Annotated in this window: 14 protein-coding genes; 11 read left to right on the forward strand and 3 right to left on the reverse strand. The window is 68.1% G+C overall.

What is annotated here, in order from left to right; genetic code table 11:
* Window positions 1-7: 7 nt before the first annotated feature.
* The 7 genes from A5730_RS17375 to A5730_RS17405 all read left to right on the forward strand — a co-directional run bounded on the left by A5730_RS17375 (window position 8) and on the right by A5730_RS17405 (window position 9,812).
* The gene (locus tag A5730_RS17375) at window positions 8-3,958 is read left to right on the forward strand and encodes a DNA-directed RNA polymerase subunit beta' (RefSeq protein WP_067902890.1); all 3,951 of its coding nucleotides are present in this window, start codon (window positions 8-10) and stop codon (window positions 3,956-3,958) included.
* Between the two features lie 155 nt (window positions 3,959-4,113).
* Complete coding sequence (locus A5730_RS17380; protein ID WP_067902893.1) at window positions 4,114-4,869, forward strand: deoxyribonuclease IV; 756 nt, start codon at window positions 4,114-4,116, stop codon at window positions 4,867-4,869.
* Between the two features lie 10 nt (window positions 4,870-4,879).
* Entirely contained in the window at window positions 4,880-5,710 is an 831-nt protein-coding gene (locus tag A5730_RS17385) for a PHB depolymerase family esterase (protein WP_067902896.1), read from the forward strand.
* Between the two features lie 51 nt (window positions 5,711-5,761).
* Complete coding sequence (locus tag A5730_RS17390; protein ID WP_067902898.1) at window positions 5,762-7,390, forward strand: acyl-CoA dehydrogenase family protein; 1,629 nt, start codon at window positions 5,762-5,764, stop codon at window positions 7,388-7,390.
* Window positions 7,387-8,325: a crotonase/enoyl-CoA hydratase family protein gene (locus tag A5730_RS17395; RefSeq protein ID WP_067902901.1), complete on the forward strand. Its 939-nt coding sequence runs from the start codon at window positions 7,387-7,389 to the stop codon at window positions 8,323-8,325. The genes A5730_RS17390 and A5730_RS17395 overlap by 4 nt, the downstream gene beginning before the upstream one ends.
* A 3-nt stretch (window positions 8,326-8,328) precedes the next feature.
* Window positions 8,329-9,048: a PaaX family transcriptional regulator C-terminal domain-containing protein gene (locus tag A5730_RS17400; RefSeq protein WP_067902904.1), complete on the forward strand. Its 720-nt coding sequence runs from the start codon at window positions 8,329-8,331 to the stop codon at window positions 9,046-9,048.
* Entirely contained in the window at window positions 9,045-9,812 is a 768-nt protein-coding gene (locus A5730_RS17405) for a crotonase/enoyl-CoA hydratase family protein (RefSeq protein WP_067902907.1), read from the forward strand. The genes A5730_RS17400 and A5730_RS17405 overlap by 4 nt, the downstream gene beginning before the upstream one ends.
* Window positions 9,813-9,820: 8 nt before the next feature.
* Here the strand turns inward: A5730_RS17405 and A5730_RS17410 are convergent, their stop codons facing one another.
* The 3 genes from A5730_RS17410 to A5730_RS17420 all read right to left on the reverse strand — a co-directional run bounded on the left by A5730_RS17410 (window position 9,821) and on the right by A5730_RS17420 (window position 11,533).
* A complete protein-coding gene (locus A5730_RS17410) occupies window positions 9,821-10,519 on the reverse strand; it encodes a DUF732 domain-containing protein (protein WP_067902910.1) in 699 nt (232 codons plus the stop codon).
* Window positions 10,520-10,643: 124 nt separating this feature from the next.
* A complete protein-coding gene (locus tag A5730_RS17415; protein ID WP_082459992.1) occupies window positions 10,644-11,057 on the reverse strand; it encodes a DUF3060 domain-containing protein in 414 nt (137 codons plus the stop codon).
* 107 nt (window positions 11,058-11,164) lie between these two features.
* Window positions 11,165-11,533: a DUF3060 domain-containing protein gene (locus A5730_RS17420; protein WP_067902917.1), complete on the reverse strand. Its 369-nt coding sequence runs from the start codon at window positions 11,531-11,533 to the stop codon at window positions 11,165-11,167.
* 135 nt (window positions 11,534-11,668) lie between these two features.
* Here A5730_RS17420 and A5730_RS17425 point away from each other — a divergent pair, with 135 nt between their 5' ends.
* The 4 genes from A5730_RS17425 to fusA all read left to right on the forward strand — a co-directional run bounded on the left by A5730_RS17425 (window position 11,669) and on the right by fusA (window position 15,577).
* Window positions 11,669-12,310: a TetR/AcrR family transcriptional regulator gene (locus tag A5730_RS17425; protein WP_067902920.1), complete on the forward strand. Its 642-nt coding sequence runs from the start codon at window positions 11,669-11,671 to the stop codon at window positions 12,308-12,310.
* A gap of 247 nt (window positions 12,311-12,557) precedes the next feature.
* Window positions 12,558-12,932, forward strand: coding sequence for a 30S ribosomal protein S12 (gene rpsL, locus A5730_RS17430; RefSeq protein WP_007167812.1), 375 nt, complete (start codon window positions 12,558-12,560; stop codon window positions 12,930-12,932).
* Window positions 12,932-13,402 (forward strand): 30S ribosomal protein S7, encoded by a 471-nt coding sequence (rpsG, locus tag A5730_RS17435; protein WP_007767793.1) that lies wholly within the window; start codon window positions 12,932-12,934, stop codon window positions 13,400-13,402. The genes rpsL and rpsG overlap by 1 nt, the downstream gene beginning before the upstream one ends.
* Before the next feature lie 69 nt (window positions 13,403-13,471).
* Window positions 13,472-15,577 carry an elongation factor G gene (gene fusA, locus A5730_RS17440; RefSeq protein WP_082946878.1) on the forward strand — a complete coding sequence of 702 codons (2,106 nt, stop codon included), beginning with the start codon at window positions 13,472-13,474 and terminating at the stop codon, window positions 15,575-15,577.
* Window positions 15,578-15,642 lie beyond the last annotated feature (65 nt).

Genomic DNA, 15,642 nt, shown 5'->3' on the forward strand with positions numbered 1-15,642 from the left:
GAGTTACGTGCTCGACGTCAACTTCTTCGATGAACTCCGCATCGGCCTGGCCACCGCGGAGGACATCAGGCAATGGTCTTACGGCGAGGTCAAGAAGCCGGAGACGATCAACTACCGCACGCTGAAGCCGGAGAAGGACGGCCTGTTCTGCGAGAAGATCTTCGGACCGACTCGCGACTGGGAGTGCTACTGCGGCAAGTACAAGCGCGTCCGCTTCAAGGGCATCATCTGTGAGCGCTGCGGCGTCGAGGTGACCCGCGCCAAGGTGCGCCGCGAGCGGATGGGTCACATCGAGTTGGCCGCGCCGGTCACGCACATCTGGTACTTCAAGGGTGTGCCTTCGCGGTTGGGCTACCTGCTCGACCTCGCCCCGAAGGATCTCGAGAAGATCATCTACTTCGCGGCGTACGTGATCACGTCGGTCGACGACGAGATGCGGCACAACGAGCTGTCCACGCTCGAGGCCGAAATGATGGTGGAGCGCAAGGCCGTTGAGGACCAGCGCGACGCCGACCTGGAGGCCCGCGCGCAGAAGCTGGAGGCCGACCTGGCCGAGCTGGAGGCCGAGGGCGCCAAGGCCGACGCGCGGCGCAAGGTGCGCGACGGCGGCGAGCGCGAGATGCGCCAGCTCCGCGACCGTGCCCAGCGCGAGCTGGACCGGCTGGAGGACATCTGGAGCACGTTCACCAAGCTGGCCCCCAAGCAGCTGATCGTCGACGAGAACCTCTACCGCGAGCTCGTCGACCGCTACGGCGAGTACTTCACCGGCGCCATGGGTGCGGAGTCGATCCAGAAGCTGATCGAGAACTTCGACATCGACGCCGAGGCCGACTCGCTGCGCGACGTCATCCGAAACGGCAAGGGGCAGAAGAAGCTTCGCGCCCTTAAGCGTCTCAAGGTGGTCGCCGCCTTCCAGCAGTCGGGCAACTCGCCGATGGGCATGGTGCTCGACGCCGTCCCGGTGATCCCGCCGGAGCTGCGCCCGATGGTGCAGCTGGACGGTGGCCGGTTCGCCACCAGCGACCTGAACGACCTGTACCGCCGGGTCATCAACCGCAACAACCGCCTCAAGAGGCTGATCGACCTCGGCGCGCCCGAGATCATCGTCAACAACGAGAAGCGGATGCTGCAGGAGTCGGTGGACGCGCTGTTCGACAACGGCCGCCGCGGCCGCCCGGTCACCGGGCCGGGCAACCGCCCGCTGAAGTCGCTGTCGGACCTGTTGAAGGGCAAGCAGGGCCGGTTCCGTCAGAACCTGCTCGGTAAGCGCGTCGACTACTCGGGCCGTTCGGTCATCGTGGTCGGCCCGCAGCTCAAGCTGCACCAGTGCGGCCTGCCCAAGCTGATGGCCCTCGAGCTGTTCAAGCCGTTCGTGATGAAGCGGCTGGTCGACCTCAACCACGCGCAGAACATCAAGAGCGCCAAGCGCATGGTGGAGCGGCAGCGTCCCCAGGTGTGGGACGTCCTCGAAGAGGTCATCGCCGAGCACCCGGTCTTGCTGAACCGCGCACCCACCCTGCACCGGCTGGGCATCCAGGCCTTCGAGCCGATGCTGGTGGAGGGCAAGGCGATTCAGCTGCACCCGCTGGTGTGTGAGGCGTTCAACGCCGACTTCGACGGTGACCAGATGGCCGTGCACCTGCCGCTGAGCGCGGAGGCGCAGGCCGAGGCCCGCATCCTGATGCTGTCCTCGAACAACATCCTGTCGCCGGCGTCGGGCCGCCCGCTGGCCATGCCGCGTCTGGACATGGTGACCGGGCTGTACTACCTGACCACCGAGGTCGACGGTGACAAGGGCGAATTCCAGGCCGCCGCAAAGGATCAGCCGGAGGTGGGCGTGTACTCCTCGCCGGCCGAGGCGATCATGGCCGCCGACCGCGGTGTGCTGTCGGTGCGGGCCAAGATCAAGGTGCGGCTGACGCAGTTGCGTCCGCCCGCCGAGATCGAGGCCGAGCTGTTCGGTGCCAACGGCTGGCAGCCGGGCGACGCCTGGATGGCCGAGACCACGCTGGGCCGGGTGCTGTTCAACGAGCTGCTGCCGGTGGGCTACCCGTTCGTGAACAAGCAGATGCACAAGAAGGTGCAGGCCGCGATCATCAACGACCTGGCCGAGCGCTACCCGATGATCGTCGTCGCGCAGACCGTCGACAAGCTCAAGGACGCCGGCTTCTACTGGGCCACCCGCAGCGGTGTCACCGTGTCGATGGCCGACGTGCTGGTTCCGCCGCGCAAGAAGGAGATCCTCGACCAGTACGAGGAGCGGGCCGAGAAGGTCGAAAAGCAGTTCCAGCGAGGCGCTTTGAACCACGACGAGCGCAACGAGGCACTGGTGGAGATCTGGAAGGAAGCCACCGACGAGGTCGGTCAGGCGCTGCGGGAGCACTACCCCAGCGACAACCCGATCATCACGATCGTCGACTCGGGTGCCACGGGTAACTTCACCCAGACCCGAACGCTGGCCGGCATGAAGGGCCTGGTGACCAACCCGAAGGGTGAGTTCATCCCGCGTCCGGTCAAGTCGTCGTTCCGCGAGGGCCTGACCGTGCTGGAGTACTTCATCAACACGCACGGCGCTCGAAAGGGCCTGGCGGACACCGCGTTGCGCACCGCCGACTCGGGTTACCTGACCCGCCGTCTGGTGGACGTGAGCCAGGACGTCATCGTCCGCGAGCACGACTGCGAGACCGAGCGCGGCATCATCGTCGAGCTCGCCGAGCGTCAGGCCGACGGCACCCTGATCCGCGACCCGTACATCGAAACCTCGGCGTACGCGCGGACTTTGGGTACCGACGCGGTCGACGAGGCCGGCAACGTCGTCGTCGCGCGCGGCGAGGACCTGGGCGACCCGGAGATCGACGCCCTGCTGGCGGCCGGCATCACGCAGGTCAAGGTGCGCTCGGTGCTGACCTGCACCACGGGCACCGGCGTGTGCGCGACCTGCTACGGCCGTTCGATGGCGACCGGCAAGCTGGTCGACATCGGAGAGGCGGTCGGTATCGTCGCGGCCCAGTCCATCGGTGAGCCCGGCACGCAGCTGACCATGCGTACCTTCCACCAGGGTGGTGTCGGTGAGGACATCACCGGCGGTCTGCCCCGGGTCCAGGAGCTGTTCGAGGCCCGCGTCCCACGCGGCAAGGCCCCGATCGCCGACCTCACCGGGCGGGTGCAGCTGGAGGAGGGCGAGCGCTTCTACAAGATCACCATCGTTCCCGACGACGGGAGCGAGGAGGTCGTGTACGACAAGCTCTCCAAGCGCCAGCGGCTGCGGGTGTTCAAGCACGACGACGGCTCGGAGCGGGTGCTGTCCGACGGCGACCACGTCGAGGTGGGCCAGCAGCTGATGGAGGGCTCGGCCGACCCGCACGAGGTGCTGCGCGTGCAGGGCCCCCGTGAGGTGCAGATCCACCTGGTCCGCGAGGTCCAGGAGGTCTACCGTGCCCAGGGTGTGTCGATCCACGACAAGCACATCGAGGTGATCGTCCGCCAGATGCTGCGCCGCGTCACCATCATCGACTCGGGTGCGACGGAGTTCCTGCCCGGCTCGCTGATCGACCGCGCGGAGTTCGAGGCGGAGAACCGTCGGGTGGTGGCCGAGGGCGGCGAGCCCGCCGCCGGTCGCCCGGTGCTGATGGGTATCACGAAGGCGTCGCTGGCCACGGACTCGTGGCTGAGTGCGGCGTCGTTCCAGGAGACCACGCGAGTGCTGACCGATGCGGCGATCAACTGCCGCAGCGACAAGCTCAACGGTCTGAAGGAGAACGTGATCATCGGAAAGCTGATCCCGGCGGGTACCGGTATCAACCGCTACCGCAACATCCAGGTGCAGCCGACCGAGGAGGCCCGGGCCGCCGCGTACACGATCCCGTCCTACGAGGATCAGTACTACAGCCCGGACTTCGGCCAGGCCACCGGCGCCGCGGTGCCGCTGGACGATTACGGGTACTCCGACTACCGCTAGTTCGGAATTGGGAAAGCCCCGGGTTCGCCCGGGGCTTTTTCATGCGCGGGGTGTTCTCCTGCCGCGAGTGTGCGGCCAGCCGCACGTTCGGGCCCGAGTGTGCGGCCAGCCGCACATTCGCGGGCGTATCCGCTCGCCGCACTACACTGGCCCCCGTGCTCATCGGTTCACACGTTCACAACGACGACCCGCTGGCCGCCGCGCAGGCGGACGGCGCCGACGTGGTGCAGTTCTTCCTCGGCAACCCGCAGAGCTGGAAGAAGCCGAAGCCCCGCGACGACGCCGGCACGCTCAAGGCGTCGGCCGTCCCGCTCTACGTCCACGCGCCGTACCTCATCAACGTGGCATCGGCGAACAACCGCATCCGCATCCCGTCGCGCAAGATCCTGCAGGACACCTGCGACGCGGCCGCCGAGATCAACGCGACGGCCGTCATCGTGCACGGCGGCCACGCCGACGATGACGACATGGAGGCCGGCTTCGAGCGGTGGGTCAAGGCGCTGGACTACCTCGAAACCGACGTGCCGGTGTACCTGGAGAACACCGCCGGCGGAGACCACGCGATGGCGCGCTATTTCGACACCATCGGCAGGCTGTGGGATCACATCGGCGACAAAGGGATTGGCTTCTGCCTGGACACCTGCCACGCGTGGGCCGCGGGTGAGGCGCTGATCGACGCGGTCGACCGGATCAGGGCGCTGACCGGACGCATCGACCTGGTGCACTGCAACGACTCGAGGGATGCGGCAGGCTCGGGCGCCGACCGGCACGCCAACTTCGGCACCGGCCAGATCGACCCCGAACTGCTCGTCGCGGTGGTCAAGGCCGCCGACGCGCCGGTGATCTGCGAGACCGCCGACGAGGGCCGCAAGGACGACATCGCGTTCCTGCGGGAAAAAACCAGCGGCTGAGTCGCGGCCCGTGTTCGGCAGGCTCGCAACCCTTCTCGGGGTGGTCCTCCTGATCGCGGGCTGTTCGCCGGCGCCGCCCTCGGGCTTCGTCAAGGGCACCAGCCTGCACCACATCAACGCGGGCGGGCACGACCGCAGCTACCGGCTCTACGAGCCCGCCGGGGCGCCGGCGTCCGCTGCGCTCGTCGTCGTGCTGCACGGCTACTCCGGGAGCGCCCGGCAGGTCGAAAGGGATTACGGCTGGGACGAATTGGCCGATTCGGCCAAGTTCGTGGTCGCCTACCCGGATGGGCTGGAAAGAGCCTGGAACGTCGACGGTGAGGGCTGCTGTGGGCGGCCGGGACGCGAGGGCGTCGACGACGTCGCCTTCATCCGCGCGGCCGTCGCCGACATCGCCAGGAACGTCGGCACCGACCCGGCCCGGGTGTACGTCACCGGCATGAGCAACGGGGGCATCATGTCCTACACGCTGGCGTGCGCCACCGACATCTTCGCCGCGATCGGTCCGGTCGCGGGCACCCAGCTGACCGGCTGCCCGAGCCCGCGCCCGGCGTCGATCATGCACATCCACGGCACGGCGGATCGGCTCGTGCCCTACGCGGGCGGGCAGGGGTTCAGCGTCATCAACGGCCCGTCGGTGCCGAGCGTGAACACGTTCTGGCGCAACGTCGATCAGTGTGGCAATACCGCCACCACCACCGACGGCCCGATCACCACGCTGACGGCGGGATGCTCGGGCAACCGCGGCGTCACGCTGATTACGATCGATCAGGGCGGCCACGAATGGCCCCCGTTCGCCACCCGGACGCTGTGGGACTTCTTCAGCGCACACCCGCGGTGACGTTCTGTTACACCTCTTGTGCGGCTGTCGCAAAAATGTAACATGAGGGGCATGTCGGATACGCATGTCGTCACCAACCAGGTCCCACCGCTGGAGAACTACAACCCCGCGACCTCGGCGGTCCTCGCCGAGGCCCTGATCCGCGAGGGTGGGGAGTGGGGCCTGGAGGAGGTGAACCAGGTCGGCGCGATCGCCGGCGGCCGCGAAGCCCAGCGGTGGGGCGAGCTCGCCGACCGCAACCGGCCCATCCTGCACACCCACGACAAATACGGTCACCGGGTCGACGAGGTGGAATACGACCCGGCCTATCACGAGCTGATGCGGACGGCGATCGCCAACGGCATCCACGCCGCGCCGTGGGCCGACGAGCGGCCGGGCGCTCACGTGGTGCGGGCCGCCAAGATGTCGGTCTGGAATGTCGAGCCCGGCCACACCTGCCCGATCTCGATGACCTACGCCGTCGTCCCCGCCCTGCGCTACAGCCCCGAACTCGCGGCGATCTACGAACCGCTGCTGACCAGCCGCGAATACGATCCCGAGCTCAAGCCGGCCACCACCAAGCGCGGCATCACCGCCGGCATGTCGATGACCGAGAAGCAGGGCGGCTCCGACGTGCGCGCCGGAACCACGCAGGCGACCCCCAACGGTGACGGCAGCTACAGCCTGACCGGCCACAAGTGGTTCACCTCCGCGCCGATGTGTGACATCTTCTTGGTCCTGGCGCAGGCCCCGGGCGGCCTGTCCTGCTTCCTGCTGCCGCGGGTGCTGCCGGACGGCACCCGTAACCGGATGTTCTTGCAGCGGCTCAAGGACAAGCTCGGCAACCACGCCAACGCCTCCAGCGAGGTCGAATATGACGGTGCGACAGCGTGGTTGGTGGGCGAGGAGGGCCGTGGCGTCCCGACCATCATCGAGATGGTCAACCTCACCCGGCTGGACTGCACCCTGGGCAGCGCCACCAGCATGCGCACCGGCCTGACCCGCGCCATCCACCACGCCCAGCACCGAAAGGCGTTCGGCGCCTACCTCATCGACCAGCCGCTGATGCGTAACGTGCTGGCCGACCTGGCCGTCGAGGCCGAGGCCGCGACCATCGTCGCGATGCGGATGGCCGGGGCCACGGACAAGGCGCTCCGCGGCGACGACCGGGAGGCGCTGCTGCGCCGCATCGGCCTGGCCGCCAGCAAGTACTGGGTCTGCAAACGCGCCACACCGCACGCCGCCGAGGCGCTGGAATGCCTGGGCGGCAACGGTTACGTCGAGGACTCGGGCATGCCGCGGCTGTTCCGTGAGGCGCCGCTGATGGGCATCTGGGAGGGCTCGGGCAACGTCAGTGCGCTGGACACGTTGCGCGCCATGGCAACTCGCCCGGAATGCGTCGAGGTGCTGTTCGCCGAACTGGCCGAGAGTGCGGGCGCGGACCCGCGGCTGGGCGCGCACGTCGAGCGGTTGCGCAGCGACCTGGCCGACCTGGACACCATCGCGCAGCGCGCCCGCAAGGTCGCCGAGGACATCAGCCTGGCGCTGCAGGGGTCGCTGCTGGTGCGACACGGTCACCCCGCGGTCGCCGAGGCATTCCTGACCACCCGCATCGACCATCAATGGGGCGGGGCCTATGGGACCATGCCCGCCGGGCTGGACCTTGCGCCGATCCTCGAGCGAGCGTTGGTCAAGGGGTGACTCACGCGATCAGGCCGGTCGACTTCGACAACCTGAAGACGATGACCTATGAGGTCACCGACCGGGTTGCCCGGATCACGTTCAACCGGCCGGAGAAGGGCAACGCGATCGTCGCGGACACGCCGCTGGAGCTCTCGGCGCTGGTGGAGCGCGCCGACCTGGATCCAGCCGTGCACGTCATCCTGGTGTCCGGTCGCGGCGAGGGCTTCTGCGCGGGCTTCGACCTGAGCGCCTACGCCGATCGCACCGGCTCGGCGGGCGGGACGGGCGGCTATGCGGGCACCGTGCTCAGCGGAAAAACCCAGGCGGTCAACCACTTACCCGATCAGCCGTGGGACCCGATGATCGACTACCAGATGATGAGCCGGTTCGTCCGCGGCTTCTCCAGCCTGATGCACGCCGACAAGCCGACGGTGGTCAAGATCCACGGCTACTGCGTGGCCGGCGGCACCGACATCGCGCTGCACGCCGACCAGGTGATCGCCGCCGCCGACGCCAAGATCGGCTACCCGCCGACGCGGGTGTGGGGCGTCCCGGCGGCGGGGCTGTGGGCGCACCGGCTCGGCGACCAGCGCGCCAAGCGCCTGCTGTTCACCGGCGATTGCATCACCGGCGCGCAAGCCGCGGAATGGGGGCTGGCAGTCGAGGCGCCGGACCCGGCCGACCTCGACGAGCGCACCGAGCGGCTGGTGCAACGGATCGCCGCGGTGCCCGTCAACCAGCTGATCATGGTGAAGCTCGCGCTGAATTCGGCTCTGCTGCAACAGGGTGTGGCCACCAGCCGGATGGTCAGCACGGTGTTCGACGGCGTCGCCCGGCACACGCCGGAGGGGCACGCCTTCGTCGCCGACGCGACCGAACACGGCTTTCGCGAGGCGGTCCGGCATCGCGACGAACCCTTCGGCGACCACGGCCGCCGCGCGTCGCAGGTGTAGCCCATGGCCACCATGACGGCCCGGTCGGTGGTGCTCAGTGTGCTGCTGGGGGCCCACCCGGCGCACGCCCGCGCCAGCGAATTGGTCCGCCTGACGGCCGATTTCGGCATCAAGGAGACGACGCTGCGGGTGGCGCTGACCCGCATGGTCGGCGCCGGCGACTTGATCCGCTCGGCCGACGGCTACCGGCTGTCGGATCGCCTGCTGGCCCGGCAGCGGCGCCAGGACGACGCCATCGACCCGCGGGTGCGCCCCTGGAGCGGGGAGTGGGTCACGCTCATCGTCACCAGCGTGGGCGGCGACGCGCGCACCCGCGCGGCGCTGCGAACGGCCATGCACGGCAAGCGCTTCGGCGAACTGCGCGAAGGCGTGTGGATGCGACCCGACAACCTCGAGCTCGAGCTGGACCCCGAGATCGACGCCCGGGTGCGGGTCCTGCGGGCCCGCGACGACAACGCCGCCGAGCTGGCCGCCCAGCTGTGGGACCTGCCGGGTTGGGCCCGGGCCGGCCGCCGGCTGCTCGACGAGATGGCCGCCGCACCGGACATTCCCGGCCGGTTCGTGGTGGCGGCGGCGACGGTGCGCCACCTGCTCACCGACCCGGTGCTGCCCGACGAACTGCTGCCGGCCGACTGGCCCGGCGCGCGCCTTCGGGCGGCATACCACGACTTCGCCACCGAGCTGCTCGAGCGGCGGGAACCCCTATTTGCGGAGGCAAAATGAACGATCCGGTACGTGTCGAGCGCAATGGCCCCGTGACGACGGTGATCCTGAACCGGCCGTCGGCGCGCAACGCGGTCAACGGTCCCACCGCCGCCGCGTTGTATGCGGCGTTCGACGAGTTCGACCGCGACGACACCGCGTCGGTCGCCGTGTTGTGGGGCGACGGCGGAACCTTCTGCGCCGGGGCAGATTTGAAGGCCTTCGCCACACCCGAGGCCAATGCCGTGCACCGGACGGGGCCGGGACCGATGGGGCCGACGCGAATGGTGTTGTCCAAACCCGTGATCGCCGCGGTGAGCGGCTACGCCGTCGCAGGCGGGCTGGAGTTGGCGGTCTGGTGCGACCTGCGGGTGGCCGAGCAGGACGCCGTGTTCGGCGTGTTCTGCCGCCGCTGGGGCGTGCCGCTGATCGACGGCGGCACCGTGCGGCTGCCGCGGCTGATCGGGCACAGCCGGGCGATGGACATGATCCTCACCGGCCGCGGCGTCAGGGCCGACGAAGCGCTCGCGATGGGGTTGGCCAACCGCGTCGTGCCCACCGGCCAGGCGCGGCAGGCGGCGGAGGAACTGGCGGCCCAGCTGGCCGCGCTGCCCCAGCAGTGCCTGCGGTCCGACCGCCTTTCGGCGTTACACCAATGGGGGGCAACGGAATCCGAGGCGATCGACTTCGAGTTCGCCAGCATCTCCCGCGTCGCCGCCGAGGCGAACGAGGGGGCCGGGCGGTTCGCGGCGGGTGCGGGCCGGCACGGCGCGGCCGCGGGCTGACCGGCGTCCTACGGCGCCAGCCGCACCCTGCCGGGCGGCGTGGGCGGCGCGGGCGGCGTGGCGCCGCCACCGCCGGGAGGGCCCCCCGGCGCGGGAGCCACGGTCGGTCCAGGTTGCGGCTCTTGCGCCGGTGCCGGCGCCTGTTGCCGCGGAGACGGTGGCGCTACCGGCGGGGGCGGCGCCAGGATCTGGGCCGTCGGGGCGGGTGGCGGCGGAAGCTGCGGCGGGTCCGGCTGCGCGGTCTCCCCGGAAGGAAACGGTCCGGCCGCCAGCCGAACGCTGACCGTGTGCACCGTCGGTTCGCTCGGGCCGGGCACGCAATTGGCCACGCCCTGCAGCGAAGCGATCTTCGCCTGATTGTTCGGGCAATAGGCCTCGACCGACGCAGAGATGAATCGGGCGATCGTGCGGGCGACGCGGTCGGCAGGGTACTGGCCGTCGGGCGAGTTGGCTTTGAAGGCCCGTTGCCTCATGTCGTCGACCACACCGTCCACCGGCATGCCACCGTCGAGTTGTCGGCAGATCCGATGGGCCGTGCCAATGAGGCTGGGGATGTTGTCGAGGGCGGGGATTCCCTTTTGGTCGAGCAGCGCCAGGAACTGATCGTCGGGGTTGGGGTCGGCCGCCGCCGAGCCGTGGGGCAGCATGGCGACGCCGACCAGCACCACGATCGCCGCGCCGGCGCGGTTGGTGGTCCTGGTGAACATGGCTGGGTTCCGTTCTGCCGGGATCATCATATGCCCGGGCTGGGTCGACAGCACCCCAAGCGGTTGTGCCGCAACGGGAACGCTCACCTCACCGGCGAACGCCCGTGCGGGCGAACGACTGTCGTCAGCCGCCCTTGGTGATCTTGTTGCCCGAACCCAGATTGTCGACCTTGGGCTCACCGTCCTTGTAGGTGACGGTGTTGTTGAAGCCCACCACGCTGATCCGGGTGTCGACCTTGTCCAGGGTGATCTTGTTGCTCGCCCCGCCGATGGTCACCGTCGCGCAGCTGCCGGTGACGGTGAGGGTGTTGTCCGAACCGCCCACGTTCAGCGACTTGCCACTGGCGCAGTCGAGCGTCGCGGTGGTGCCCATCGATCCGTAGTTGAGCGTGTTGCCGATCTCGACCGACGCGGTGGTGCTGGCGCCGCTCGATCCCGTCGTGGGCGCCGCCGCGCTCGTGGTCGTCGCGCTGCTCTTCGTTGTCGTGGTGGAACCCGAGGGCGGATTGGCCGTCGAACTGCAGCCGGCAATCAACATCGCCGCGACGGCCGGCGCCGCGGCGCACGCGGTCAGCCGCCAGGGGCGGTCAAAGACGTGGGCAGACAATGTTCCTCGATTCCCCTCGGTTGGATGCGGTGTCGGGCTCAGCCGGGCACCTGCTGGAGCCGGTTGGTCATGCCCAGTTCGCGCCCGCGGTCCCAGAGGACCGGCGCGCCGTTGTGGTAGAAGACCGTCTGGTTGTAGCCGTAGACGGTGATGTCGTGCGATACCGAGTCGGCGACGACCGTGTTGGACGAGCCCATCACCGTCACCGCGTAGCAGTTGCCGAGCGCGGTGATGTTGTTGAAGGAGCCGTTCACGAGCAGGGTGGCGTCGTTGCAATCCAGCGTCTGCTCGATGCCCTGCCCGGTGATGTGGGTGTCGCCGTTCTTGGCCTGCGCTACGGGGGCTGGGCTCGCGGCGACGGTGACGACACAGGTAGCCAGCGACCCGGCGACGGTAGTCCAGTTCACTGCGGCCCCCTCCGTGACGGGTGGATCTGCTTGATGAGATTACGTCCATCCGGCCATGGCTGAAATAGTTTCAGGCCCGGCGTCAACTAGAGTCATTAGTTAATCACCCGGATCATCGCTAGCGAAGGGCCCGCCATGGCAGCTCAGCCGGACACGCCGGCGGCCGGGCGCCCGCGCACGGCGAGGACGGGATCGCGCCCGGCCAAGCTGAGCCGCGACGGCATCATCGACGGCGCGCTCACCTTCTTGGACCGTGAGGGCTGGGACGCCCTGACCATCAACGCGCTGGCGACGCAGCTCGGCACCAAGGGGCCGTCGCTGTACAACCACGTGGACAGCCTGGAGGACCTGCGCCGCGCGGTGCGGATCCGCGTCATCGACGACATCATCACGATGCTGAACCGGGTCGGCGAGGGCCGGGCCCGCGACGACGCGGTGCTGGTGATGGCGGGGGCCTACCGCAGCTACGCCCATCACCACCCGGGCCGGTACTCGGCGTTCACCCGGATGCCGCTGGGCGGCGACGACCCCGAGTACACGGCGGCGACCCGCGGCGCGGCCGCGCCGGTGATCGCGGTGCTGTCCTCCTACGGCCTCGACGGCGACGAGGCCTTTTACGCCGCGCTGGAGTTCTGGTCGGCGCTGCACGGCTTCGTGTTGCTGGAGATGACCGGCGTGATGGACGACATCGACACCGACGCACTGTTCTCCGACATGGTGTTGCGGCTGGCGGCGGGCCTGGAGCGGCGCGTCGCGCACGGCGGCGCGATAGGTTAACCGCCGCTTTGACCTGCAAGACGGGCGGCGGGTATTGTGGAGGCTCGTGCCTGGCGGCTTACGGCGCCTAACCGTAAGGAAGTGGATGCCGGGCAAATTCGCATGTCCACGATGCATCGGATCTTCATTCCGGTGCGCGGCGCGTGCGACACACCCGGCCGCGGGGTAGTGCGGACGGGCATAACTGCAGTACGAAGACTTGAGAACAGCTAAAAGACGCCCGACACGAACACAGAAAGCCTCCTAGATGCCAACGATTCAGCAGCTGGTCCGCAAGGGTCGCCGCGACAAGATCGCCAAGGTCAAGACCGCGGCCCTCAAGGGCAGTCCGCAGCGCCGTGGCGTGTGCACCCGCGTGTACACCACCACCCCGAAGAAGCCGAACTCGGCCCTTCGGAAGGTCGCGCGCGTGAAGCTGACGAGTCAGGTCGAGGTCACCGCCTACATCCCGGGTGAGGGCCACAACCTGCAGGAGCACTCGATGGTGCTGGTGCGTGGTGGCCGAGTCAAGGACCTGCCCGGCGTGCGGTACAAGATCATCCGCGGTTCGCTCGACACCCAGGGTGTCAAGAACCGCAAGCAGGCTCGCAGCCGTTACGGCGCCAAGAAGGAGAAGAGCTGATGCCGCGCAAGGGGCCCGCGCCTAAGCGTCCATTGGTCAACGACCCGGTCTACGGGTCGCAGCTGGTCACCCAGCTCGTCAACAAAGTTTTGCTGGACGGGAAGAAATCGCTGGCCGAACGCATTGTTTATGGTGCGCTCGAGAATGCCCGTGAGAAGACCGGCACCGACCCGGTGATCACTCTCAAGCGCGCCATGGACAACGTCAAGCCCTCCCTCGAGGTGCGCAGCCGCCGCGTGGGTGGTGCGACGTATCAGGTTCCGGTCGAGGTGCGACCGGACCGCTCGGTGACGCTGGCCCTGCGTTGGCTGGTCAGCTTCTCCAAGCAGCGTCGCGAGAAGACCATGGTCGAGCGGCTGGCCAACGAGATCCTGGACGCCAGCAACGGCCTGGGTGCCGCCGTCAAGCGGCGTGAGGACACCCACAAGATGGCCGAGGCCAACCGCGCCTTCGCGCACTATCGCTGGTGATCTAGCCGGCGACGGAGCCGGCGCAAACAAGACAGCGAACCAAGCAATCGAAAGAGTGGGAAGACTTCTGTGGCACAGAAGGACGTGCTGACCGACCTGACCAAGGTCCGCAACATCGGCATCATGGCGCACATCGACGCCGGCAAGACGACGACGACCGAGCGCATCCTCTACTACACCGGTATCAGCTACAAGATCGGTGAGGTGCACGACGGCGCCGCCACCATGGACTGGATGGAGCAGGAGCAGGAGCGGGGGATCACCATCACCTCCGCGGCCACCACCTGCTTCTGGAACGACAACCAGATCAACATCATCGACACCCCCGGCCACGTCGACTTCACCGTCGAGGTGGAGCGCAGCCTGCGCGTGCTCGATGGCGCCGTCGCCGTCTTCGACGGCAAGGAGGGCGTCGAGCCGCAGTCCGAGCAGGTGTGGCGGCAGGCCGACAAGTACGACGTCCCGCGGATCTGCTTCGTCAACAAGATGGACAAGATCGGCGCCGACTTCTACTTCTCGGTGAAGACCATGGAGGACCGGCTGGGCGCCAACGTCATCCCGATCCAGCTGCCCGTCGGCTCCGAGGGCGACTTCGAGGGCGTCGTCGACCTGGTCGAGATGAAGGCCAAGGTGTGGAGCGCGGAGGCGAAGCTCGGCGAGAAGTACGACGTCGTCGACATCCCGGCCGACCTGCAGGAGAAGGCCGACGAGTACCGCACCAAGCTGCTCGAGGCCGTCGCCGAGACGGACGAGGCGCTGCTGGAGAAGTACCTGGGCGGCGAGGAACTCACCGTCGAGGAGATCAAGGGCGCCATCCGCAAGCTGACCATCAGCTCGGAGGCCTACCCGGTGCTGTGCGGCAGCGCGTTCAAGAACAAGGGCGTGCAGCCGATGCTGGACGCGGTCATCGACTACCTGCCCTCGCCGTTGGACGTGCCCCCGGCCGTCGGCCACGCGCCGGGCAAGGAAGACGTCGAGGTCGTCCGCAAGCCGTCGACCGACGAGCCGTTCTCCGCGCTGGCGTTCAAGGTCGCCACCCACCCGTTCTTCGGCAAGCTGACCTACGTCCGGGTGTACTCGGGCAAGGTCGACTCCGGCAGCCAGGTCATCAACTCCACCAAGGGCAAGAAGGAGCGGCTGGGCAAGCTGTTCCAGATGCACTCCAATAAGGAGAACCCGGTGGAGACCGCCTCGGCCGGTCACATCTACGCGGTGATCGGTCTGAAGGACACCACCACCGGTGACACCCTGAGCGACCCCAACGACCAGGTCGTGCTGGAGTCGATGACCTTCCCCGACCCGGTCATCGAGGTGGCCATCGAGCCGAAGACCAAGAGCGACCAGGAGAAGCTGAGCCTCTCGATCCAGAAGCTCGCCGAAGAGGACCCGACGTTCAAGGTGCACCTGGACCAGGAGACCGGCCAGACCGTGATCGGCGGCATGGGCGAGCTCCACCTCGACATCCTGGTGGACCGCATGCGCCGCGAGTTCAAGGTCGAGGCCAACGTCGGCAAGCCGCAGGTGGCCTATAAGGAGACCATCAAGCGGGCCGCGAACAACGTCGAGTTCACCCACAAGAAGCAGACGGGTGGCTCGGGTCAGTTCGCGAAGGTGATCATCAACCTCGAGCCGTTCACCGGCGAGGACGGTGCCACCTACGAGTTCGAGAACAAGGTCACCGGTGGCCGCATCCCGCGGGAGTACATCCCGTCGGTGGACGCCGGCGCGCAGGACGCGATGCAGTACGGCGTGCTGGCCGGCTACCCGCTGGTGAACCTGAAGGTCACCCTGCTCGATGGCGCCTTCCACGAGGTGGACTCCTCGGAGATGGCGTTCAAGATCGCCGGTTCGCAGGTCCTGAAAAAGGCTGCCGCGCAAGCACAACCGGTGATTCTCGAACCGATCATGGCCGTCGAGGTCACCACGCCCGAGGATTACATGGGCGATGTGATCGGCGACCTGAACTCCCGCCGTGGCCAGATTCAGGCCATGGAGGAGCGGAGCGGTGCACGCGTCGTCAAGGCGCACGTGCCGCTGTCGGAGATGTTCGGCTACGTCGGCGACCTGAGGTCCAAGACCCAAGGCCGGGCGAACTACTCCATGGTGTTCGACTCGTACGCCGAAGTGCCGGCGAACGTGTCGAAGGAGATCATCGCGAAGGCGACGGGTCAGTAAACATCTGCTCGGAGTAATCTTGCCGGGTCATTGCAAAGCCTTGGGCGCGGCACAACTGAAAACAC

Origin of the sequence: Mycobacterium sp. ACS4054, assembly GCF_001667275.1 — a bacterium.
GTDB lineage: Bacteria > Actinomycetota > Actinomycetes > Mycobacteriales > Mycobacteriaceae > Mycobacterium.

What these genes read in the sequence shown, in the direction of transcription:
- A5730_RS17410 (WP_067902910.1), bottom strand. Translation starts at nt 10,519, where the DNA reads ATGTTCACCAGGACCACCAACCGCGCCGGCGCGGCGATCGTGGTGCTG.
- A5730_RS17400 (WP_067902904.1), top strand. Translation starts at nt 8,329, where the DNA reads ATGGCCACCATGACGGCCCGGTCGGTGGTGCTCAGTGTGCTGCTGGGG.
- rpsL (WP_007167812.1), top strand. Translation starts at nt 12,558, where the DNA reads ATGCCAACGATTCAGCAGCTGGTCCGCAAGGGTCGCCGCGACAAGATC.
- rpsG (WP_007767793.1), top strand. Translation starts at nt 12,932, where the DNA reads ATGCCGCGCAAGGGGCCCGCGCCTAAGCGTCCATTGGTCAACGACCCG.
- A5730_RS17405 (WP_067902907.1), top strand. Translation starts at nt 9,045, where the DNA reads ATGAACGATCCGGTACGTGTCGAGCGCAATGGCCCCGTGACGACGGTG.
- A5730_RS17390 (WP_067902898.1), top strand. Translation starts at nt 5,762, where the DNA reads ATGTCGGATACGCATGTCGTCACCAACCAGGTCCCACCGCTGGAGAAC.
- A5730_RS17415 (WP_082459992.1), bottom strand. Translation starts at nt 11,057, where the DNA reads ATGTTGATTGCCGGCTGCAGTTCGACGGCCAATCCGCCCTCGGGTTCC.
- A5730_RS17425 (WP_067902920.1), top strand. Translation starts at nt 11,669, where the DNA reads ATGGCAGCTCAGCCGGACACGCCGGCGGCCGGGCGCCCGCGCACGGCG.